Below are 22,204 nucleotides of genomic sequence, written 5' to 3' on the forward strand. Positions count from 1 at the left end.
CCTCAACGATAGCGCGCGCAACGCTTCGGCGTTGGTTCGCCGGTTCCCGCATAGGCTGGGCAGATGAGCGCCGGTGAGCAGCGCGCGGGAGTCGATCTGACCAACCTGGATCAGCCGTTGAGTCCCGATGCCAAAGCCACCAAACGCGACTTGGTCGAATACCTCGACGCGGTCGCCGACAGGATGCTGCCCGGACTGGCCGACCGGCCGCTCACCGTGCTGCGGGTGCTGCGCGGGCGCGCACCGTTCATGCAGAAGAACGTGCCCAAGTACACCCCGGACTGGGTGCGGACGGTTGCGATTTGGGCTGAGGCCTCGCACCGGGAGGTCCATTACCCGGTCTGCGACGACCGGCGCACCTTGATGTGGCTGGCGAATCAGCGCGCCGTCGAATTTCATCCGGCGTTGGGCTTCGCCCGCGACATCTACCGGCCCACGCATCTGGTGCTCGACCTCGACCCACCCACCGGCGACGACTTCACCGCGGTGGTCAACGTGGCGCACTTGGTACGCCAGGCCCTGGCGGAGTGCGGCCTGGCCGGCGCGGTCAAAACCAGTGGCGCCAAAGGCATTCACGTGTTCGTACCGATCGACGACACCGCGCCCGTGGACGACGTGGCTGCGGCCACCCGCGCGCTGGCCGCTCGCGCCGAAAAGCTCGACCCCGCCGCGGCGACAACGGCTTTCATCGTGGAGGACCGGGCGGGCAAGGTGTACGTCGATTCCACCCGCGCCGGGGGCGCGACGGTCGCCGCCGCCTACAGCCCTCGATTACGCCCAGGCACCCCGGTTTCGTTCCCGTTGGATTGGTCGGACCTCGACCGGGTGAACCCCGCCGACTTCACCGTACACACGGCAATCGCCGCTCTTGCCGGTCGCGACCCCTGGGCGGAGTCGATGGTGGGGCCGCAACCTCTGCCGAGCGATCTGGTCGAAGAGGGACGCGCCATCCCCGTCGCCCGCGTTGCCGCCATGCACGAAGGTAAGCGGCGTGCCCGGGCGCGACGGACAGGCCAGAACAGCTGAGCGGCGTGCGCGATATGCTGCTGTCGCGCAACCCTGTGATGGAGTAAAGAGTGTCGACCTTCAAGCGCTACCTCGTTATCCAGCTGATGATGTTCATCTTCGGCATCGTCGGCCCGATATTTCTGGTGATGTTCTTTGCCTCGCAACCGGATCCGAACGTCCGATGGGCGTATTGGGCCGGGCTGTTCATCACCTACGCCGACATCGTTATCGCGTTGGCCGTGACCAAGGCGACCGGCGACGACACCAAAGGCCCGGCCGATGTGCGCCTGGCCGTAGCGGCGGCCAAGCGCATGCAGGGCCGGCGTGGTTCGGGGCTGGACTTTCTGAATTACACGTCGTCGGACTAGGTCGGATTAGCCGAGTCGGACTAACCGACGTTAATCGGCGCGTGACGCCTGGTAATACGCGATGCGCCAGCCCGCGCCGGTCTGCCTGACCAGCACGCCGATATGCACCCGAGTCACCCGCCCGTCGAGATAAGAGAAGTCGGCACGCAGGTAACCGAGCACGGCATCTGCGGAGATCTCGCGGCTTTCCAACACGCGGTAGGCCACCGTCATGCCGTGCGGCTGAGCGTCGTAGTAGTCGTGAACCCCTTGCGGCCCAACACTATACGGGCGCAGCCCCTGGAAGATGCCGTCATCGGTGAACAGTGCGGCCACCCGCTGCGGTTCGTGGGCGTCGATGCCGGCTTGCCATTGGTCCAGAACGTCGCGCAGGACCGCGCCGGGTTCAGTGTCCGGCACTTTGGCCACCGTCGACGTGCAGGATCTCACCGGTGATGAACGACGAGTGCTCCAGGTAGAGGACCGCGTCGACGACGTCGTCGATCTCGCCTAACCGGCCCAGCGGATGCATCTTGGCCAGGAAGTCAAGGGAAGACGCGTCGTGCATGGGGGTCGGGATGTTGCCCAGGGCAACCGCATTGACCCGTATCCCGCGGGCCGCGTACTCGATGGCCAGCGCTCGCGTCGCCGCGTTGAGGCCGCCCTTGGTCAGGGACGCCAACACCGACGGCACCTGGGAGTTGGGCTGGTCGACCAGGCTGGTGGATATGTTGACCAAATGGCCGCCGCCGTCGCGAGTCAACATCGCCGCGATGGCGGCACGCGAAACTTCGAAGAAGCCACGTAGATTCACGCCGGTAACCGCGTCGTAGTCGCCGTCGGTGTATTCGGTGAACGGTTTGGGGACGAAGATGCCGGCATTGTTGACGACGGCGTCGACGCGACCGAAGCGTTCGATGGCCGCGTCGACGATCTGCCGGCCCGCACCGGTCTGGCCGACGTCAGCGGCGACCGCCAGCACCAACGGGTCTTCGCCTTGCTCAATGCGGCGTGAGTTGGCGACCACCGCGTGACCCGACTTGCGATAGGCGGCGACCAACGCTTCACCGATGCCCTGTGAAGCCCCGGTGATGATGGCGACGCGGTCGTCATTGGTCATCGGCGAAGTCTAGAACCAGGGGCCCGGATAGTGTCCGTCCGTGTCTTGCACCAACAGGATCTCGCGGCAGTCACCGGCCTGCGACGCCTCAGTTTCCCCGCGACACACCAGCGTCCATCCCGAGATCCGCCCGAACGGCCGGCCCGACCAGTTGGTCGCGATGGGATTGGTGGCGGGCAAGGCGATCACCGAGTAAGTGTTGCCGGTGTTGGTGACGTAGAGGTGGTCCCCGAAGAACGCCAATTTGGCGATTGGGAGCTTCTTGGCCTCGTCGCGGTCGCGCAGCAGATCCCACTGCCCAGTGCGCAGGTTCCACACCCCGAAGCCGAACTGGGAGGTGGTCGAACCGCGGCCGTCGATGAAGAGTTTGCCTTCGGACAGGGTCGCGGCCAGGCCACCGCCGGACACTTTCTCCGAGTCGCCCACCTTGATCACCGACCGCGAGTTCAGGTCGAAAAACATGGTCGAGAGCACCGGGGGAGTGTGCGAATCCCAGCGGGTGAGCTGCACCAGCCGGTCTGGACCGTCGGACAGCTCGCCGTCAACGGTGGAGATGTCGTTGTCCTGAAACACCGGCTCGCCTGACGGCAAGCGCAGCTCGGCCCCGAAGCTGTTGGCGGGCACGGTGCTGCGCTGAAACGACAGAACATCCTGCCAGACCTGCCCGGGCTGCGGATCGTCCCACATGGTCGTCAGGTCGGTGTTCGACAGCGTGATTGTGCGCGGCGCCGACATGGCGCCCCGTGCGTCGGCGAAGGCGTTGACCCAGGCCACTCCGACCGGCGTCGGGGAAATCCGCCATTCCTTGGCCGGGCCTAGCTTCAATTCGGGTGTGGGCGGCTGGATTTCCTTGCTGACTAACGGCTGGCCGTTCTTGAGGTCGAACACGTAGGCCGTCGTCTTGGCGACTTCGGGTGGGCCGCCTGTCGCGGCGGTGGTGACGACGTAGGTCACCTTGATGTCACCGACCGTGTTCGACAAGGCGCACATGGCGCCGGTGACCGTTTCCCCGGCGGCAATGGCGGGGACTGCCGGCGCCACCAGGTCCGCGGTTTTCGTGTCGAGCACTTTGGGCCGGATGTCCTCCAGCGCCGATTTGCTGGACGAGAACGCGTTGGGGCAGCCGAAGTAGACGGTCCCGCCGTAACTCTTCCAATCTTTGGCCAGCGGGCTCACGTGTGGAGGTGGCGGGGCGGTAGAACTGGGCGCGGGTCGCTTGGCCGAGGTGGTGGGTGCAGCGGCCGGCGGTGCGACGGTTGCTGAAGTGGCACAGGAGGCCAGGGTCAGACACCCGACCGCCAGCACGACAGCACGTCCGATTCTGGACACCGATATCCCCTTACGCGCACTCATCAGCGTTCCCCCCGCTAAGTCTTGTGGCGCATCGAGCGTAGAGGCATTCGGTGGCGACGGCGAATCGAGGTTTGCCGGTGCGGCGATCTACGATCGCGGCGAATCAGTCCGCGTGCGTCAGCGGGTACACGCCCGATAGCGTCGCCGCCCTCTCGGTCTGGGCGCCTTCGTCGCGGCCGAGCGCGATGGTGGCCGCTACCATCGCCGCGACCGCCACCGGTAGCGCTACCAGGCCGACGCCGCTCACGACCAGATGCTCACCCAGCACGACCATGCCGAGCAGCACCGCCACGACCGGCTCGCCGACCAGCATGATCGGTACCGACGCCTGCAGCGACCCCGCCCGGAAAGCCCATTGCTGCAAGACGATGACCGCAACCGCGAGCACGATGAGCAGGTACGGGGCGGGAACGGTGAGCAGCGCGTGCCAGCTACCGACCGAGAACCGATGCGTACAGGTTTTGGTCAGCACCGCGATCATGCCGAGTCCGACGGCCACCGCGACGCCCAACGACGCCGCGCGCACTCGATCCGCGGTGCGACGCGCGATCACCACGCACGCCACCACGATCGGCACCGCACCGCTGAGCGCCAGCGTCCACGAGGGCACCGGAGACCGATAGTTTCCCTCACGTGGCTGTCCCACCAGGACAAAGACCGCCAACGCGGCGGTCAGAATCGTCGCCCACGCCCACTCGGAACCGGTGACGCGATCACCGGTGCGCCGCGCGCTGAGCGGCAACACGAACAACAGCGCGGACACCAACAACGGTTGAACCAGCAGCAGCGACCCGTGTGCCAACGCGATCGCCTGGAACACGTACCCGGCGGTGGCCGCGGCCGTGCCCGCCCACCACAAGCCGTCGCGAAGGACATCGGTGACTACCGCGCCCGCCGACTCGTCAGCGCCGGGGCGCTGCAGAGCGGCCTGCCGAACGACTATGCCCAACGCGGCGGCCAACGCGGCCAGCAGCGCCGAGCCGATAGCCACCGCATGCGAGAAGACCCACCCCATTGTCCGGGCATACCCCTTTCGTGGCGTCGCGAACTTGCAGCCTAGCCGTGGCTGGCGGCGGGGAGTCCGGTGTCGACGCCCAATTGAGCCGCGGCGGCGACGACGGCGCGTTCGATGCGCCGCAGCGCGTGCAGGGCGGTCAACATGCGTCGGGTGTTCTCGCTCGGCTCGCACTCCTCGTCTTGCTGACGCGCCAAAGCCTCTGCGGCGTCCAGTAAGTCGGCCGTGGACTCGAGCCGCACCGTCCGATCGCCGTCCACGGCTGCGATCAGCGCTATGACGTTATGCCGCGTGCGCTCCGCGGCGGCGGTGACGGCGTCGGACAGCTCGGGGGAGCACTGCGGATCTTCGTACTGCTCGCTGCTGCGGGCCAGGTGGCGCCCGTAGTGGTCACAGGCGGTGAACAATTGCAGGCCACGCTGAATGCTGCGACGGGCGGTGATCCCGGCGACGCCGGCCAGCAGCGGCTTGGCGGTCGTCCGGAACTGCTGCAGATCCCGGTCGAGTTGCCGAGCCTGCTCGGTGGGGCTCGCGGCGTCGTCGTCATCGAACATCGCCGCGATGGACGTCTCGATCAGCGCGGCCAGCGTGGTCAAAAAAGCGCGGGTGTCCTTGCGGATGACGGTGCGGCTGTTGGTAGGCAGCACCAAGATCGCGCACGCCACGCCGATGACAGCGCCGATCGCGGTCTCTTCGATGCGCAGCATCAGCACACCGAAGGTGAATTGACCGAGCAGCCCGTACATCAGCGCCAGCATGGTGGTGATCCAGAACGTCATCATGCTGTAGGTGACCTGCATGAAGTAGAAGGCGCAAAACAGGCACACGAAAATCATTGCGAGCGATCCGACTTTGTCGCCGGAGAACAAAGTGGCGACCAGCACACCGCAGGGCACCCCGAGCACCGTGCCCAGCAGCCGTTGCCAGCCCTTGGTCAGGGTTTCGCCCCAGGAATTGGTGCCGGCGAAGATCACAAAAGCCGCGATCACCGCCCAATACCAACGCGCCGGAGAGGTCAGCTCGCCGGTGATGATGGCCAGCGATGCGGCGACCGAAACCTGGATCGCCTGCCGAGTGGTGGGCAGCAGGACGCGCCGCGACGGTTCGGCCGGCGTTTCGGTATCGGGCTCGTCGTGCTCGGGGGTCGGGGCGGTCGAGCTCTGCTCGGCCCGCTCGGCGGCGGCGTGTTCGACCAGCGCGCGAGCTTCTGCGGTGGCTTTCGCCGCGGCAATGATCGCCAGGGCGACGCGACGCACGGCGGCTTGGCCGGCTTCGTCGTCCGTCGACGGCCGCGGCTGGGTTTCGAGCAGCCGCTGGGCGCGGTCGGCGGTGCGTTGCAGCCCGCCGGATTGCGGCACCCGGATCGCCAGGGCCAACTGGCTGAGCGTCTGGGCAAGTTCGGCCCGAATCGCCGGCGGTATCTCCGCTCCCAGGGCGGCGGTCCGCTGGCCGGCGATCGCGACCCATTCAACGGCCAGTTCCGCGTCGAACAGCCACGGCGACAGGTGGTCCCCGGCCACACCCGGCCACAATGTCGCGGGATTGAACTTGTCCTCGATCTGGCTCTGCACCATCAACGCGGTTTCGTTCAGACGGGCGATGCGCGCCCGCATGCGGCGGCGGCGCCGTTCGTCGAGCGGTCCGGCTCGCAGCCCGTCCGCGGTGGTGTCCACCACGATTGCCATCCGGGCCCGTAACGACCGAATGGTTGCCCGCAGCACGCGTTCTGGTCGATCCGGCAGCACGTAGGTGCTCATGACGTAGGTGCACAACGTGCCGACCAGCACGGCGCCCACCATCCACGGCAACTCCGAGGGAGCGGCCCGCAGATACAACGTGAAGAAGTAGGCCATAAACGCGACCATGCCCAGGGCCCGGCCGCGCGGACCGAAGCGGCGGATGTAGACAGCGACGAACACGATGAGCACGAACATCGTGTCGGCGGCGATCTGATGCGGTGCCAGCAGCGCGGCGGCCGCGATGCAGAAGCTGGCCGGCAGCGGCAGCAGCGCCATGGTGATCCGTTGCTGGCGCGGGTCGGGCTCGTTGACCGACCGCGCGGCGATCATGGTGATGACGACGCCGAGCAAGGCGACGGTCAGCGGCTGCCCGGTGGCCCGCGTCAACACGAACAACGCCAGCAGCGAACAGGCCAGCGCGGCCGTCGTCCGGGTCGCCATGCGCAACCGGAGAAGCCCCGGATCGGAGCCGACCAGCCAGATCCGCGCCCGCTGACTCGCGGTGACCAGCGACGACGGCGCGTCGGTGTCCCCGGCTTCGGGTGCGGTGGCCGGAAGGTCGCGCCCAGCGACGCCGTACCGACCGAGCACCGGGTAACCGCCTCTCTTGTGTTTAGTCCGCCTATCCATGGTGACGCCGCCTGCCGGTAACGGCCAATCCACCCGGTGGGAAGGGCTGGGTTCGCTCCGGCGATGAAGCGGGAAACCGGGAGAAGTGGTCGGCTATGTGGAGGTCAGGGCGTATGCCGAGCTGAACGACTTCCTCGAGGCGGGTGCTCGGGGAGTCGCGGTGCGCCGCCCCTTCCGCAGCCATCACACGGTCAAGGATGTGCTGGAGGCGATGGGCATTCCCCATACCGAAGTAGACCTGATCCTGGTCAACGGTGACCCCGTCGGGTTTGACCACCGCCCGGCATCTGGTGACCGCATCACCGCTTACCCCATGTTCGAAGCGCTCGACATCGGGTCGACGGCCCGCCTGCGGCCTCGTCCGCTGCGCGACCCGCGCTTCGTCGCCGACGTCAACCTGGGCCGGCTGGCGCGGCTACTGCGTGTGCTCGGTTTCGACGTGTGGTGGAGCGGTGCCGCCGATGATCCGATGCTGGCCGACCTCAGCCGGGGTCAGCGGCGCATCTTGCTCACTCGCGACCGCGCTTTGTTGAAGCGCGGGTGCATCACGCACGGGTTGTACGTGCACTCCCGGCACGCTGAGGAGCAGACCCTGGAAGTCATCCGGCGACTCGACCTGCGGCATCGTTTGGCGCCCTTCACTCGGTGCCTACGGTGTAACGGGACCTTGGTCGCCGTAGCCAAGGCGGAGGTGAGTGACCGGCTGCAACCGTTGACTCGCCGCTACTACCAGCAGTTCAGCCGCTGCGATGGGTGCGGGCAAATCTATTGGCCCGGTTCGCATTACGTGCGCATGGTGGGTGTGGTGGAACGGCTGCGCGCCCAGCTTGACCGGTAACCGCGGCGCGCCTAGGCCGGGGTGAAGCGAACCGCTGCGAGTTTGAGCCGCTCGATCACCTCGGCGAATTCTTCTTGAGTCGGTATGCGCTCTTCGCGGAACTTCAATCCCATCATCCGCTGGGCGCGCTTGGGGCCATACGACTGCGCGCACCGCAGGTACAGCTCGGGCAGGCGGGTACGGTCGGCGATCAGCTCACCACGCATGGGGGTGGTTCTGCCGCCGTACACCACCTCGACGGGAGCGCCGCCGCGAAAGTTCGCCTTCCAACCGGCGCCGGCCAAGGCATAGAGATCGCCGTCGATCACGTGAGCGCTCACCGGAATCGAGAAGTGGCGTCCCGACTTTCGGCCGGTGAAGTGCAACACCATCAACTGCTGACGCAGCGGACCCGCCAACGGCGTGCGCAGCAGGGTGCCCAGGACAGGGTTGACCACCCGAAGGAGGGCTGAGGGCGGGTGGCCGACATCGACGGCGTAGGACTGCTCTGTCATCGAATTTCCTAGGGCGTGATGGTGGTTTGGTCATCGATGATGTTGGTGGCATCCATCAATGTGGGGCCTTCGTTGTCGAGCGCGTCGGCGTCGAGTTGCAGCACGAACAAGCCGTTGGGACTGGTGATGACGACCGTCTTCTGCGCGACGGTCCGCTGCTTGCCGTTCTTGTTGTAGGACCCGCCGAGCTGCCAGGCCTGAAAGCCCGACAAGGTGGAGGCGCTTCCATCGCCGGGGCCGTCGTAGCCGGGCAGGTTCTTCAACTCGCCGGGAGCAAACTGGATGATCTTCGCTGGGTCGACGTCACCGGTGAGCTTGGAAACGATCGCGACGATAGTCGGTGGATCGTTGGGGTCGGCGGGTTGGCCGTAGACGATGCCGCCATAGGGCGCGCCGGACCCCTCGGGAACGAGGTTCCATCCGGTCGGTACCGGCAGGTTGATGGTCGGCGAACCGGGGTCGCCGTGATGGACCGGGGTCTCCTGGATGTGGTTGTCCCGGATGTAGTCGGCGATGGTGTAGTTGGCCTTCGCACCTGGGGTGGCGCTGGTCGGCGGGGCGGTGGTCGCGGACGCCGAGGCGGAGGTCGACGTGCTGCTCGACGGAGCAGGTTTCGTGTCGCTCTTGGTGTCGGATCCGCAGGCAACCAGCGTCACGCTCAGCGCTGCGGCGGCGACCGCCGCCGTGAGGTCCTTCATCTACTCAACTCCCGAACTTCTGGGCCCCGGACCCGCGCCGCGACGTCGGCACTGACACTAGTGCAACAACGCTGATTTGCCAGCGGCAAACCAGCGCGCTCAGACCAGCTCGTTCTGGGTGAGCCAGCGCATCACCGGCCACCCGACGAACACCGGCAGCCAGCAAGTCAGCACGCGGTAGAGCAACACCGAGGGCACGCCGACCGCCGCCGGCACTCCGAAGGCCGCCAGCCCACCGATCAGCGCCGCCTCGACGGCTCCCACGCCACCCGGGGTGGGGGCCGCGGAGGCCAGCGTTCCGCCCACCATGGTGACCACGGTGACCGTCACGAACGTCGTGCCACCGCCGAACGCCTCGACACTGGCCCACAGCGCCAGAGCCGCGCCGAGAGTTGTTCCTGCAGCGCCCAATACGATCAGCGCCAGCCGCCGCGGTTCGCGGGCTAACGCGGTGAGGTCGGTGGTGACCTCGTCGAGTTTCGGGCGCAACTCCGTGGCCAGCCAACGCCGCAAGTTGGGGACCAAGAGGAAGGTTCCGACGATGCCCAGCGTGGTGCCGGCGATCAGGTAGAGCACCGTGGAATTCGGCACGAAGTGGGACAAGTCGGCCGAGGTTCCGGCCACCGCACTGAACAGGATCAGCAGCGTGACGTGGACGATCACCTGCACCGATTGCTGCAACGCCACGGCTGCGGTGGCGCGCAGCGCCGGCAGACCCGCCTTCTGCAGGAACCTTGTGCTCAGCGCCAGCCCGCCCACTCCGGCCGGGGTGGTGGTCGCGGCAAACGTGTTGGCGACTTGAACAATTGACAACCGCCAAAAGCTGACCAGCCCGTCGGCGCACGCCCACAACGCCGCCGCCGCACCGACATAGGTCAGCGCTGACACCGCCAGACCCAGCAGCGCCCACCACCAGTCCGCGGTCTTGAGTTGATTGACGAACGTCGGCACCGTGCTGATGAACGGGTAGGCGACGTAGACCAACGCGCCGATCAGCACCAGTTGGATGAACTGGCTGCGGCTGAACCGGGTGACGTTGGCCGCCTTGATCTGATCGGCGCCGGTTTGGCGTTTCACCTCGGCCCGGGCAGCGGAGATGACGCCACCGGCATTGGCCACCGACCGTCGGATCCGTTTGGGCACAGCGGTTTTCGTCAACCGCCGACTTGCCGTCAGAACGGTGTCCTTGCCGAACACCTTGATCGCGGCGGCGACCGCAGACTCCGCGTCATACAGCGCCGAGGTGGTGACCAGAAGTTGGGCGATATCGGATTGCAGTTGGGCCTCAGTAGCGCCGTATTCGGCTTCGCCGAATCCACCGAAGAGCACAGTGCCGTCGCGCACGGTGATCTCGTTGCAGCGCAGATCACCGTGCGAGATCTGGTGATCGTTGAGGATCCGCAAGGATTCCCACGCGCGGGTCACCGGCGTCTGCTCGGCGCACTCGTCGAGCGGGTCGCCTTGAACCGGGTTGTGCGCGTACAGGGTCCAGCCGCGGTCGAGGGTGGCGACGGCGATGGCCGAGGTGTTGGCGACACCTGCTTCGCCGACGGCAATGGCCATCAGGGCGCGATGCTCGACGGCCCGGCGCATGGAGGCCTGGATCGGCGCGGTTTCTGGGCCCCGCAGTCGCAGCTTCCACCACAGTTGGCGCAGCGCGCCACCGCTGCGTTGGTGTGGCCCGTACAACTCGACGGCCGCCCGAACGTCGGGGTCGGTCGATGTCGCGGAGATGACCAGCGGCCCTGGGCCGCCCGGCCGCACCACGGTGAGCATGGAGACCAGAAAACCGCGCTTGGCCATCGCCCGCACCGCCGCCTCCAGCGGCACCTCGAGGGCGGGCGTCCCCACCACCAACACCACGAAGGCGCCGACGAACCAGCCGACCGCCAAGCCCACCAACGAGCGGGCCGGAACTATGGCGCTGACCACGAGGTGGATCGGAACGAACGCCAGCAGCAACCCCCACCACCAGCGGCGCCAGCGGGCGGGAAGCCACGGTCCGGACACGGTCAACACAGCGGCCAGCATCGCGATCCAACGCGGGTCGTCGAGGAATTGCGCCGGCAGTGTGGTCAACTTCTCGTTCAGATCGAAATGCCACCGCGGCGCCGCGATGCGGTTGCTGCTGATCGACAACGGCAGCGCGGCCAGGACCGCGGCGGCGCCGTACGCGCCGAGCAGCTTCCACTGCCGAGAGACGATCAACCCGATCAAAATCATGAACGGCAACGCCAGAATCGCCAGGCCATAGGCCAGATAGACGATGTCGGCTTGGCCGGGCGACAACACCCCGACGATCTCCGACACCGACTTCTCCAGTGCCACCCACTGCGGGCGGGTGATCACCGAACTGGTGATGACGGCGACCAGGAGCGCGGCGGCCAACGCCAGCCGGATCATGTCGTTGGTGCGCCGGGTCAGCGGTTGCAGCAAGCTACCGGCAACGGCGATTTCGCGCCCGTCAACTTGCATATTGCAGAGATCCTCCGAGGTCCTTCGGATCTAATTCCGCGCCGCTGTGTCGACGGCTCACCGACAACTTACCCGCGTGTCGGCACCGAACCCGCTCATATCGGGCTCACGTATGGTCGGCACTTGGTGTGTCGGCGAGCAGGGAGGTCAGGAGCGTGGCGCGGACCGAAAACGACAGCTGGGAAATAACCGAGAGTGTGGGGGCGACGGCACTCGGGGTGGCGGCGGCCCGCGCCGCGGAAACCGAGAGCGACGACCCACTGATCCGCGACCCGTTCGCCCGGATCTTCCTGGATGCCGCCGGCGACGGAGTGTGGAACTGGTTCGCCGCACCGCAGCTGCCGCAGGAACTGCTCGAAGCGGAGCCAGACCTGCCGGTGCAGATGCAAGCGATGGTCGGCTACATGGCCTCGCGGACGGCCTTCTTCGACACCTTCTTCCTCGACGCCGCACGAGCCGGGGTCACCCAAGGGGTGATCCTGGCCGCCGGACTCGACTCGCGGGCGTGGCGGCTGCCCTGGCCGGACGGCACGACGGTGTTCGAGCTCGACCAGCCCAGAGTGCTGGACTTCAAGTCCTCGACGCTGGCCGAGCGGGGACACGAGCCAATTTGTCAACGAGTCGCTGTGCCGGTGGATTTGCGCCACGACTGGCCGGCCGCTCTGCGGCAGTCCGGGTTCGATCCGGCCCGGCCGAGCGCCTGGTCGGTCGAAGGGCTGCTGCCCTACCTGCCGGCGGCCGCCCACGAGTTGCTGTTCGAACGCATCCAAGGGCTCAGCGCACCGGGCAGCAGAATCGCCGTCGAAGCCCCCGGATCCGATTGGATGGATCCCGACGTACGCGCCCAGCAGCGCGAGCGGATGGAACGGATGCGTGCCTTGATGGCCAAGGCAGAACCGGAGCGCGAGGTGCCGCGCACCGAGGAACTGTGGTACTTCGAAGAACGCGAAGACGTGGGTGATTGGTTGCGCCGCCACGACTGGGAGGTGACGACGACGCCCTCGGCAACGCTGATGGCGACTTACGGCCGCGGTGTCCCCGACGGGGTCGAAGACACCTCGCCGCGTTCGCAGTTCGTCGCCGCGGTGCGGGCCTAGCGCGCGATAACCGAGGGCCCGCGACTGCCAGGCTCTTCACAAGCAGCTCACGTATGTTCGGTGCGGACGATCGACGGGAGGACGTGACATGGTGCGGACCGACAACGACAGCTGGGAGATCACCGAGAGTGTGGGGGCAACCGCGCTGGGAGTTGCCTCGGCGCGCGCGGCAGAAACCCGCAGTGATCACCCACTGATCAGCGATCCGTTCGCCCAGGTGTTCCTCGACGCGGTGGGTGACGGGGTGTGGAACTGGCATTCCGCGCCGCAGTTGCCGCCCGAAGTGATCGAAGCCGAGCCGACGCTGCCCTTGCAGATGCAGGCAATGGTCAGCTACATGGCGTCGCGGACCAAATTCTTCGACCACTTCTTCCTCGAAGCCACCCGCAGCGGCATCAAGCAGGCGGTGATCCTGGCGGCCGGTCTGGACGCGCGCTCCTGGCGGCTGCCCTGGCCGGACGGCGTCACGGTCTACGAGCTCGACCAAACCCGAGTCCTGGACTTCAAGGCCGAGACGTTGGGCTCGCACGGCTTCCAGCCGGCCAGCCGGCGCGTGCCGGTCGCGGTGGATTTGCGCCAGGACTGGCCAACTGCGTTGCGGCAGGCCGGGTTTGACCCGTCGGCGCCCAGCGTCTGGTCGGCCGAGGGGCTGATGCCCTATCTGCCTGCGGCGGCTCAGGATTTGTTGTTCGAGCGTGTTCAGGAACTCACCGCCGACGGCAGCCGGGTCGCCGTCGAGGCGCTGGGCCCGAAGTTCCACGACGCGCAGGCCCGCGCGAAGCGGCGGGCGCGGATGGACCGCGTCCGCGAGATCATGGCCCGGGTGGACCCGCAGCGGGAGGTGCCACGCATCGACGAGCTGTGGTATTTCGAGGACCGCGAAGACGTCGGCGACTGGTTCCGACGGCATGGCTGGGACGTGACGGTGACCCCGACCGACGAGTTGATGGCCGGCTACGGTCGAGCGGCCGCCAAGGAGGTCGAAGACCAACTGCCGGGCAATCTGTTTGTGTCCGCGCAGCGGGCGAGGGCCTAGCGCCGACGGCGCTACGGCTGCAGTCGCCGTCGCAGCCCGGTGGCCCGAATTGCCCGGTGCGCCATCGCCGCTCGCACATCGACCTCCGGCCCGACGACTCGGACCTTTCGCTTTGCCCGGGTCACCGCCGTGTAGAACAGCTCGCGAGTCAGCAAGCGCGACTCCGCCGACGGCAGTAACACCGTCACGTCGTCGGCCTGACTGCCCTGACTCTTGTGGATGGTCATGGCGTGCACGGTCTCCACGTCGGACAGTCGGCTCGTCGCGAACGAGTGTTGTTCGTCCGCGCCGGCGATGACGGCCCGCAGGCCGCCGTCAGCCACGACGGTGACCCCGGTGTCGCCGTTGTACACACCGAGTCCATAGTCGTTGGCGGTAACCAGGATCGGGCGCCCGGCATACCACGACGACCAGATCGGCTCACCCGTCGTCTCGCTCAGCCAGCGCTCCGCCTGGCGGTTCCAGTGCTGTATCCCGTATGGTCCACGGCGGTGCGCACACAGCAGGCGGTGCTCGTCGAGCGTCGCCAGCGCCGCCGACGCGTCTCCGAGTACGGCCGCCTGCCGAAGGCGAAGGGCGTGTGGCACAAGCACGTTGCGTAACTGATCGGTCGGGTCGTCGGTTTCGATCCACTCGATATGGTCGTCAGCGGTGCGCAGCACGTCGATGACCCGGTCGGCATCGCCACCGCGGATCGACGAGGCCAACTCGCCGATCGACGCGCCGAACCGGTGCGAGGTCCGCAGCGCGGCGATGCGGGTATCCCCGCGCGCCCCGAGGCCGTCGACCAGGTCGGCCAACACCGCGCCGGCCTCCACCGAGGTCAATTGGTCGGGATCACCGACCAGCAGCAGTCGGGTCTGCGGGCGCACCGCCTCGAGCAGTCGGGCCATCATCGTCAGGGACACCATCGACGTCTCGTCGACCACGATCACGTCGTGCGGCAACCGGTTGCCGCGATGATGACGAAACCGCGACGACGTGTCCGGCCGGCTGCCCAACAACCGGTGCAAAGTGGTGGCGCGCAGCCCCGAAACACGTTGCCGGTCAACCACATCGAGGTTCTCTATCTCCAATTGCACCGCCTCGTGCAACCTCGCGGCCGCCTTGCCGGTCGGTGCCGCCAACGCGATGCGTATCGGGGGTTTGCCGGCGCGCTGCGCCTCGTGGGCGAACAGCGCCAGCAGTCGGGCCACCGTGGTGGTCTTGCCGGTTCCGGGCCCGCCGGTGAGCACCGTCAGTCCCTGCGCCAACGCGATTTTCGCGGCCGCGCGTTGCTCCTCGTAAGGGTGTGGGAACAACCGGTCGACAAGGGCAGGGTCGCCGATAGAACGAGAGGGAAGCAGGGCGACGAGGTCGTCTGCGACTTGCTGCTCCTCCCGCCAATACCGGTCCAGGTACAGCAGACTGTCGGCGTACAGCCGCAGCACCGGCGGCGACCCCGCCAGCGGACTGGCCCGCACCGCCGCCAACCAGTCTTCCGGTGCCGGCCACGGCAACCCCTCGACGCCCACCTGCTGGTCGACCGACCGCAGATCGATACAGACCGAGCCGGCCCGCAGCGCCCGCACCACCAACGCGACCGCGAGCAGCACCGCCGGCTCGGACTCGGCGGCCATGGCGCCGAGCCGTTGTGCGACATGCACCTCCGCCGACTCGAGCACACCGGCTTCGGCGAAGGTCCGCAAGATTCCGGTCGCGCTATGGGCTTGCCGCCAGTCGGCGGGGTCGATGACTTCGATGCTCACGCCGCCGCCCGGCCCGCATCGAGAAGATCGGACACCGCGGTGACCAGGGCAGTCGGCGGCGCCCAGCTGAACACCCCGCACGGATGGCCGTCGACGATCGGAGTCTGCGGTCCGCACATGCCGCGCAGGAACAAGTACAGGACACCACCGAGGTGGCGCGCCGGATCGTAGTCCGGCTGCCGCCAACGCAGAAATCGGTGCAGCACAACGCTGTATAGTAGCGCCTGCAACGGGTAATCCGAGTGCAGCATCGCCTCGGCCAGGCGCGGCCGGGTGTAGTCGGCGGCGGTCAATGGACGGTCGCGGTCACCCAGCCAGTTGGTCTTGTAGTCGACCACCAGGTAGCGCTGCCCATCGGCGGTGCGCAACACCGCGTCGACCGAACCGGTGAGATAGCCGCGCAGCGACTGGCCTCCCAGGGTGTCGCCGGTCAACCGGTCGGCATAGGCCGCCAGCGGATCACCGGGCGGCAGATGCGACCGCAGCAGCACCCCGACGTCGGCCAGTCGAATGTCGGGGGCGTCACCGCGCACATCCCCACCCGCCAAGGGAAACTCGAAGTCCAGCTCCCGCAACCGGTCTCGCAGCCCGATCTGGCGCAGCGTCAGGCCCTCGGCCAACGGACCCAGCGGGGTGTCGTGCAGCGGCAGCATCGCGGCGGCCAGGTCGGTGGTCGGCACGTCCACCGGCCACCACACTGAGTGCCGCCGGATCTGCGTCTCCAGCTCGGCGGCGAGATCGGCAGCGAACGGGTCGGTCGTCTCCAGCACCGCGTGCACCAGCGACCCGAACTTGGCGCCCGACGGCAGCTCGGCCATCGGAGAGGGCACCCCCGATCCGGACGCCGCCTCGGTCAATGCAATGTCAGCGACTTCGTCGTCGAGTTCGGTGATCTCCGGTTCACTGGTGACACCGGTGGTCTCCGCGACCCGGATCAGGCCGGAGTAGGACGTGCGTCGCCAGTCGGTGTCGATACTGCGGTGAAAATGCCGAGTCCCCAAATCCTTTGGCGCTTCGGGGTGGAGCGCTGGGGCAGCCGCCTCGATCAGCGACTCTTCCACGACCGGTCCGCCGGCGGCTTGCCATTCCTGGAATCGAGCCCAAGCATCGTCATCGGTGATTTTGGCGGGTACGCAGCGGTCGGGTACGACCGAGTCGCCGGGCCGGCGACCTCGCAACAGCCGCGAAAGACCGCCGTTGGGTTCGTAATAGGCCGGTGACCACCAGGCCACCACCTGCGCTTGGGCGCGGGTCATCGCCACATACGTCAAGCGGCTGTCGTCGTTGGCGGCTTCTTGCGCACCCAGTCTCTCGACGGCGGCGAAGTCGGGGCTGTCCTTGCCGCCGATGTGCAGGCAGCGTTTCCCTTGATCGTGAAACAACACCAGATCACGTTCCTGGACCGTGCGGTGAAACGCGAACGGCAGGTACACCACCGGGTATTGCAGCCCTTTGCTCACCCACACCGTCATGATCTGAACGGCCGCGGCGTCACTGTCCATCCGCCGGTTACGTTCGGTGGCGCCACCGCGTTCGGTGCGCTGGGTGCGCAGCCAGTCCCGCAGGGCCGGCAAGGTGTACCGCTCCCGATGCGCGGTCTCCTGCAGCAGCTGCGTCACGTGGGCCAGGTCGGTCATGTGTCGTTCGCCGTCCTGCCAGGACAGCACGCGGTCGCTCATACCGCTCAACTGGGCAGCCTCGAAGATGGCCGCCACCCCCCGCTCACGGGCATAGCCCGCCCATTCCCGCAATGTCTCGGCGATGCGGTCGGTCAACGCATCACCGCCGGCGGCAAGGTCTTTGGCAGTCTTGCCGAAGAACATCGTCGCCGCGGCGGCGCGTACCACCCCGGGGCGGTGCGGCTGGTCGAAGGCTTCCAGCAGGGACAGCCAGTCGTCGGCGGCCTCTGATCCGAACACATCGGAGTCGCCGGTATACACGGCGTGAATGCCTGCGTCGGTCAATGCCCGGTGGCAGGCGCGGGCGTCCTTGTGCTTTTCCACGATGATCGCAATGTCGCGGGCTTGCAGCGGTTTACCGTCGAAGGTGGCGCCGCTGGCCAGGAGGTGACCGATGTCGGCGGCGAGGTCCGCCCCGATGTGCTCCCGCAGATCATCGATCGCCAGGTTCTGTGTCGCCTTGCGCCCGAACGTGGCTCGGCGCACCACCCGCAGCCGGAATGGGTCGTTGTGCGGCGCGCCTGACAGGCGGTGCCCGCGATGGTAGGCGTTGACATCGCGGACCACGATCGCCGGATCGCCGAGCTGTGCACCCCGCAACACCGCCTGAAGGCGGTCGACCAGAGCGCTGTCGGTGCGCCAGTTGGTGGCCAATGTCCGCTTGTCACCGGCCGTCTCGGCGGCACGCAGGTAGGTGACGATGTCCCCACCGCGGAACGCATAGATAGCCTGCTTCGGGTCACCGATGAGCACCACCGTGGATCGGCCGCTGAACGCGCGGTCGATCACCTGCCATTGCACAGGATCGGTGTCTTGGAACTCGTCGACCATCACGATGGGCCAGCGCCGATGCATCCGCGTCCGGGCCGGCGAGTCCTCGCTGTCCAACGCGTCGGCCAACCGGATGAGCAGGTCGTCGTAGCCCAGAATGCCCCGGCGCCGTTTGCGCGTCTCGAGTTCGGCGACAACGTTTTCGGCGAATCCGATGCAGACCGCCGCGCGGGATCCGGGTTCCGGGTCGGATGGGCGCAGTTGCGTCGACGGGTTGGCCACCACCGTGCGCGCGATCCGTGCCGCGTCGCGGTAACTGAGCACCGGGTCCTCACGGTCCCGGCCGAAATGCGAAAGGTAGAGGTCGTCGACGATTTCGGTGACCAGCTCGTCGAGATCCTCGATCAGCGTGACACCGGAGTCGGTGTCACCGGCCACACCCAGTGATTTCAGCACCAGCTGGCAGAACTGATGTGTGGTCGCGATGGTCGCGGCGTCGAAACCGGCCAGCGCGTCGCGCAACCGTTGCCGGCGTGTGTCCCGCTCGGCAGTCGTGCCGTCGATCAGGTGCGCGACCAGTTGGTTGTCACCGACGGCCGACGGGTCGTCGAAAGCGCGCACCGCTTCGACCATTTGGCTGCGAACCCGCTCCCGAAGCTCTTGACTGGCGGCCCGGCCGAAGGTGATGAGCAGCATTTCGTCGAGCCTGGCCCGGCCCTCGGCGAGGTATCGGGTGACCAACCCGGCCAATGCGAACGTCTTGCCGGTGCCGGCACTAGCCTCCAGCACCGTGGTGGTGCGTTCGGCGGGCAGTGGACCCAGCAAATCGAATACCTGCTCGACTGGTCGCATCAGCCGGGATTCCGCTCGGCACGCAACATCGGCAGCCACAGCCGCGCGGCGAAGGCGCCCAGCCGATTGCTTTCGCCGCCATACTGCTCGCCCGGCCGCACCGGTTGCATCAGGTCGGTCAGCCGCGCACCTCTGCCCCACGCCCGCACGTGGGCGGGCGCATCGTCTTCCCCGGGGTAGCGGTCGCTGGATCTCCACCGGTACTGCGCCGCTTTCTCCGGGTCGTCGCCGCAGTGGCGAGCCTCGGCCCAGGCGTAGGAAGTCTTGACCGGCAACGGGATTGGTTCGCGGCGTCCGGCGTCGTAGATCGCCACTAAATCCGCAAGCAGGTCGGCCGCCGCCTGTGGCGGCGGGCCCAGGCAGCGCTCCCTTGGGGTGGTGCCCCTCTTGGGTCGGCCGATTGCGGTGGCCGACCAGTCCCGTTCTGGGGCATGAGCATGCAAGGCCAGCAACGGAATCCACGACTCGAGCAGATGTTTGCCGTCGAGTTTGGAATAGGTCACCGACACCAGACGATCACCGAACACCTGCGGCACCGTGCCGGTCAGCCGCCGGGGACCCAGATCGATGTCGACGTCGTACGCGGTCGCGTCGCCGCACCGGTGCCGGCGCGCCGCGGTCGCCAACAGCGCTGCCTGATCACGAATTTCGGTGACCTTGCGCCAGCCGAGGTGACCTGGTGGCAACGTACCGCGCCGCCACTCTGCTTGCCGGGCGTCATCGGGCGCCATCCCGCCCAGGATGTCACCCAGCATGCGATCACCGACCGTCCACTCCTCGAGCGCATTGATGTCGACCGGCATTGCGTCGGCGACTCCGTCGACATCCCAGGGCAGCGTGTAGTCGAGCGCCCGGAAGAAGCCCTTGACCGGGTCCTTGAAGAAGGCGAGCAGGTCGGCCAGCACCACGTCGTCGGGTGGTGGCGGCGGCAGCGGACCGCAGACGAACTTCGGCTGCTCGGCGCGCTGCCCGGCGGCCGTGCGTGCCGCCCGCAGCACTTTCGGGTCGAAGCTGAACGGCACCTCGGGTATCAGCCTGCCGCGTTCGACGTTGCGGACGTCGAACGGCTGCAACGGGTGCTCGACCAAAACGCGCGATCGCACCGGTTCGGAGGTTGTCATGTCCAGGGTGTCCAAGAGTTCGGCCAGTGGCACCGCGGGCGGGCGCCGCTGCCCGGAGTACTCGTTGGCGCCGGTGTAGGTGATCACCAGGGTGTCGGTGGCCGCGCCGATGGCATCGAGCAGCAATTGCCGGTCCTCAGAACGGATGTCGCGCTCGCCGGTCAACGGCTGCCGGGCCAGCACGTCGTCACCGTCGAGGACCCCGACGCGCGGGAAGACGCCGTCGTCCAGGCCGACCAGGCACACCACCCGATGCGGCACCGAACGCATCGGCACCATCGTGCAGACGGTCAAGGTGCCGGTGCGGAAGTTCGCGCGCGTGGGCCGACCCGCGAGGTGGCGCTGCAGCAACGCGCAGACGTCGGGTAGTCGCAGCAGGGTCTGCGCGCGCGCACCGGCGGTGCGGACCACGTCGGCGAACTCGCGTTGCATCTGATCGCTCTGCCAGGCGTCGTTATCGTCGATGCGGGTCAGTAAGGCGATGCCGTCGCCCAGCGCGGTCAACCACTCGTGCAGCGGTCGTGTCCCGGTGAGCTCGCCGACCACACAGCGCAACCGATCGATGTATTCGGCGAGTTGCCCGGCCAACTCGACCCGGTTACTGCCGACGTCGTCGAGCGGGAGGGTGGAATCTATCCAGGCCTGCGACGTTTCGGACATCGCGACACCCGCCAACACCCGGTCGATGCCGAATTGCCAGGTGTTGTGGACGAAGTCGACCCCGAACGGTTGCCGATGCTTCTGGTCGAACCCCCACCGGATGTTCGCCTGCCGGACCCAGCGGGTGATGTCTTCTAAGTCGTCGTCGTCGAAGCCGAACCGGGCGCGCACCGGCGCCGCCTGGGCGAGGTTGAGCACCTCGCTCGCGGTGGCCCGGCCGCCGGCCAATGCCAGAAGTTGCGATGCCACACCGAGCAGCGGATTGGTCTGCAGCAGTGAGCGGTCGGCGAGTCGCACCCGAAGCTGATGAGCGGGATGCACCCCGTGCACCACATCGCCGAGACCGAAATCCGCCACTATCAGCGGGGCATACGTCTCGATGTCGGGGCACATCACCAGGATGTCGCGCGGCTGTAGCGTCGGGTCGTCGGCCAGCAGGCCGAGCAGCACCTCGCGCAACACGTCGATTTGACGGGCCGGGCCGTGACAGCTGTGCACCTGGACCGAGCGGTCATCGGCGGCCAGGATGCGACCCGCGTGCCGGACCGCGTTGGCAGCCAGGTCGGCCTGCAACCAGCCCAGCAGGGTGTCCGGCCGGTCGGCGCTGCCGAGCGCCTCGTCCGTCGCGGGATCACCGGGCAGAGCGCGCTGCAACTCGCGCAGGTCTCGGCCCAGCGTCGCCAGCAGCGGGTGGTTGACCTCGCGGTGGCTGGTGTCTTGTGCGCGCGGCACCACTCCGCGCACGCCGGCCCGCGACCTGGCCAGGGCCCGCCACAAGACGTCGCTGGGGTGCGGCAGCCACAGGTGCAAGTCATGGTGGGTGGCCAGGGCGCCCAGCAACTCGATGTCGGTGACCGACAGCCGGGTGTGACCGAACAGCGACAGCCGCGACGGCAGCTCGGCCGGACCCGCGTGCAGCCGGGCCAGAGTGTTTTGGTGGCGCACATGCGGGGGATCGGTGCCCACGGCGGCGACCAGCGCGCGCCACAATTCGGGTTGCCAGGTCAGGTCCGGGTTCAACTCACCCGGCTCACCGGCCAGCCAATCGGCCAGCAGCTGGGGGCGCTGCCGAGCGTAGGAGGCGAACAGTCCGGCCAGGCGCCGGGCCACGGCATACCGGCGTCCTCGGCGCAAGTCGGCCTCGGCTCCAATCTCGAAGTGGCCCAGATGTTTTGCCAACGTACGGCACCACGGCTCGTCTAAGCAGCCGTCGATGACCTGCAGCAGCGGCCACGTCATCGCCTCCGGCGACCACGGGTCGTCGTCCGTGGTGCCGGTGATCTCGGCGATCAACGAGGCCGGGTTACGGAACGACACACCCGCGCAGACGCCGTCGCCCGCGCTGGACCCGCAGCCGAGCACATGTGAGAGCCGCTGACTGAGCCACCGTTCCACACCTCGGGCGGCGACCAGCACCAGCTCCTGGGCGAACGGGTCGGGCAATGGATCGGCCAGCAGGGCACCGAGCCCGTCGGCAAGCAGATCGGTGCGTTCGGCACGGTGGAGATGAAGCGCCATCGGCC

The 22,204-nt window shown here is 67.6% G+C and carries 16 protein-coding genes; 5 read left to right on the forward strand and 11 right to left on the reverse strand.

The genetic code is table 11. The features are described 5' to 3' along the window. Positions 1-63: 63 nt before the first annotated feature. Both ligD and A9W95_RS22665 read left to right on the forward strand, forming a co-directional pair. Positions 64-1,026 (forward strand): non-homologous end-joining DNA ligase, encoded by a 963-nt coding sequence (gene ligD, locus A9W95_RS22660; protein ID WP_067418114.1) that lies wholly within the window; start codon positions 64-66, stop codon positions 1,024-1,026. 50 nt (positions 1,027-1,076) lie between these two features. Continuing rightward, positions 1,077-1,376 (forward strand): hypothetical protein, encoded by a 300-nt coding sequence (locus A9W95_RS22665; protein ID WP_067418117.1) that lies wholly within the window; start codon positions 1,077-1,079, stop codon positions 1,374-1,376. 30 nt (positions 1,377-1,406) lie between these two features. On the opposite strand, the gene A9W95_RS22670 is transcribed toward A9W95_RS22665, so the two are convergent. The 5 genes from A9W95_RS22670 to A9W95_RS22690 all read right to left on the reverse strand — a co-directional run bounded on the left by A9W95_RS22670 (position 1,407) and on the right by A9W95_RS22690 (position 7,059). Continuing rightward, positions 1,407-1,775, reverse strand: coding sequence for a nuclear transport factor 2 family protein (locus A9W95_RS22670; RefSeq protein ID WP_067418179.1), 369 nt, complete (start codon positions 1,773-1,775; stop codon positions 1,407-1,409). Then, complete coding sequence (locus tag A9W95_RS22675) at positions 1,762-2,475, reverse strand: SDR family NAD(P)-dependent oxidoreductase (RefSeq protein ID WP_067418120.1); 714 nt, start codon at positions 2,473-2,475, stop codon at positions 1,762-1,764. Before A9W95_RS22675 ends, A9W95_RS22670 begins: the two co-directional genes overlap by 14 nt. Positions 2,476-2,484: 9 nt before the next feature. Beyond that, positions 2,485-3,828 (reverse strand): hypothetical protein, encoded by a 1,344-nt coding sequence (locus tag A9W95_RS22680; protein ID WP_067418123.1) that lies wholly within the window; start codon positions 3,826-3,828, stop codon positions 2,485-2,487. 103 nt (positions 3,829-3,931) lie between these two features. After that, on the reverse strand, positions 3,932-4,843 hold the full coding sequence (locus tag A9W95_RS22685) for a DMT family transporter (RefSeq protein ID WP_067418127.1): 912 nt from the start codon (positions 4,841-4,843) through the stop codon (positions 3,932-3,934). A 41-nt stretch (positions 4,844-4,884) separates the two neighbouring features. Then, positions 4,885-7,059 carry an FUSC family protein gene (locus tag A9W95_RS22690; protein ID WP_067418182.1) on the reverse strand — a complete coding sequence of 725 codons (2,175 nt, stop codon included), beginning with the start codon at positions 7,057-7,059 and terminating at the stop codon, positions 4,885-4,887. Positions 7,060-7,297: 238 nt separating this feature from the next. On the opposite strand from A9W95_RS22690, the gene A9W95_RS22695 reads away from it, so the two are divergent. After that, positions 7,298-8,050 (forward strand): Mut7-C RNAse domain-containing protein, encoded by a 753-nt coding sequence (locus A9W95_RS22695; RefSeq protein WP_067418130.1) that lies wholly within the window; start codon positions 7,298-7,300, stop codon positions 8,048-8,050. 11 nt (positions 8,051-8,061) lie between these two features. On the opposite strand, the gene A9W95_RS22700 is transcribed toward A9W95_RS22695, so the two are convergent. The 3 genes from A9W95_RS22700 to A9W95_RS22710 form a co-directional block, all read right to left on the reverse strand. After that, complete coding sequence (locus A9W95_RS22700; RefSeq protein WP_067418132.1) at positions 8,062-8,544, reverse strand: hypothetical protein; 483 nt, start codon at positions 8,542-8,544, stop codon at positions 8,062-8,064. Between the two features lie 8 nt (positions 8,545-8,552). Continuing rightward, on the reverse strand, positions 8,553-9,242 hold the full coding sequence (locus tag A9W95_RS22705; RefSeq protein WP_067418134.1) for an LpqN/LpqT family lipoprotein: 690 nt from the start codon (positions 9,240-9,242) through the stop codon (positions 8,553-8,555). 99 nt (positions 9,243-9,341) lie between these two features. Further along, positions 9,342-11,717: a lysylphosphatidylglycerol synthase transmembrane domain-containing protein gene (locus A9W95_RS22710; protein ID WP_067418137.1), complete on the reverse strand. Its 2,376-nt coding sequence runs from the start codon at positions 11,715-11,717 to the stop codon at positions 9,342-9,344. A gap of 155 nt (positions 11,718-11,872) precedes the next feature. Between A9W95_RS22710 and A9W95_RS22715 the strand changes: the two genes are divergently transcribed. Both A9W95_RS22715 and A9W95_RS22720 read left to right on the forward strand, forming a co-directional pair. After that, on the forward strand, positions 11,873-12,814 hold the full coding sequence (locus A9W95_RS22715) for a class I SAM-dependent methyltransferase (protein ID WP_067418140.1): 942 nt from the start codon (positions 11,873-11,875) through the stop codon (positions 12,812-12,814). Positions 12,815-12,902: 88 nt separating this feature from the next. Beyond that, entirely contained in the window at positions 12,903-13,850 is a 948-nt protein-coding gene (locus tag A9W95_RS22720) for a class I SAM-dependent methyltransferase (RefSeq protein WP_067418143.1), read from the forward strand. A gap of 11 nt (positions 13,851-13,861) precedes the next feature. Here A9W95_RS22720 and recD read toward each other — a convergent pair whose 3' ends face one another. From recD to recC, 3 genes are read right to left on the reverse strand one after another with little or no spacing between them, the layout of a single operon-like run. Continuing rightward, on the reverse strand, positions 13,862-15,598 hold the full coding sequence (recD, locus tag A9W95_RS22725) for an exodeoxyribonuclease V subunit alpha (RefSeq protein ID WP_082983273.1): 1,737 nt from the start codon (positions 15,596-15,598) through the stop codon (positions 13,862-13,864). Continuing rightward, positions 15,595-18,900: an exodeoxyribonuclease V subunit beta gene (recB, locus tag A9W95_RS22730; protein ID WP_067418145.1), complete on the reverse strand. Its 3,306-nt coding sequence runs from the start codon at positions 18,898-18,900 to the stop codon at positions 15,595-15,597. The genes recD and recB overlap by 4 nt, the downstream gene beginning before the upstream one ends. Beyond that, the gene (gene recC / locus A9W95_RS22735) at positions 18,900-22,199 is read right to left on the reverse strand and encodes an exodeoxyribonuclease V subunit gamma (protein ID WP_067418148.1); all 3,300 of its coding nucleotides are present in this window, start codon (positions 22,197-22,199) and stop codon (positions 18,900-18,902) included. The genes recB and recC overlap by 1 nt, the downstream gene beginning before the upstream one ends. Between the last annotated feature and the right edge of the window lie 5 nt (positions 22,200-22,204).

The sequence above is a fragment of the Mycobacterium sp. 1423905.2 genome (genome assembly GCF_001673155.1).
Taxonomy (GTDB): domain Bacteria; phylum Actinomycetota; class Actinomycetes; order Mycobacteriales; family Mycobacteriaceae; genus Mycobacterium.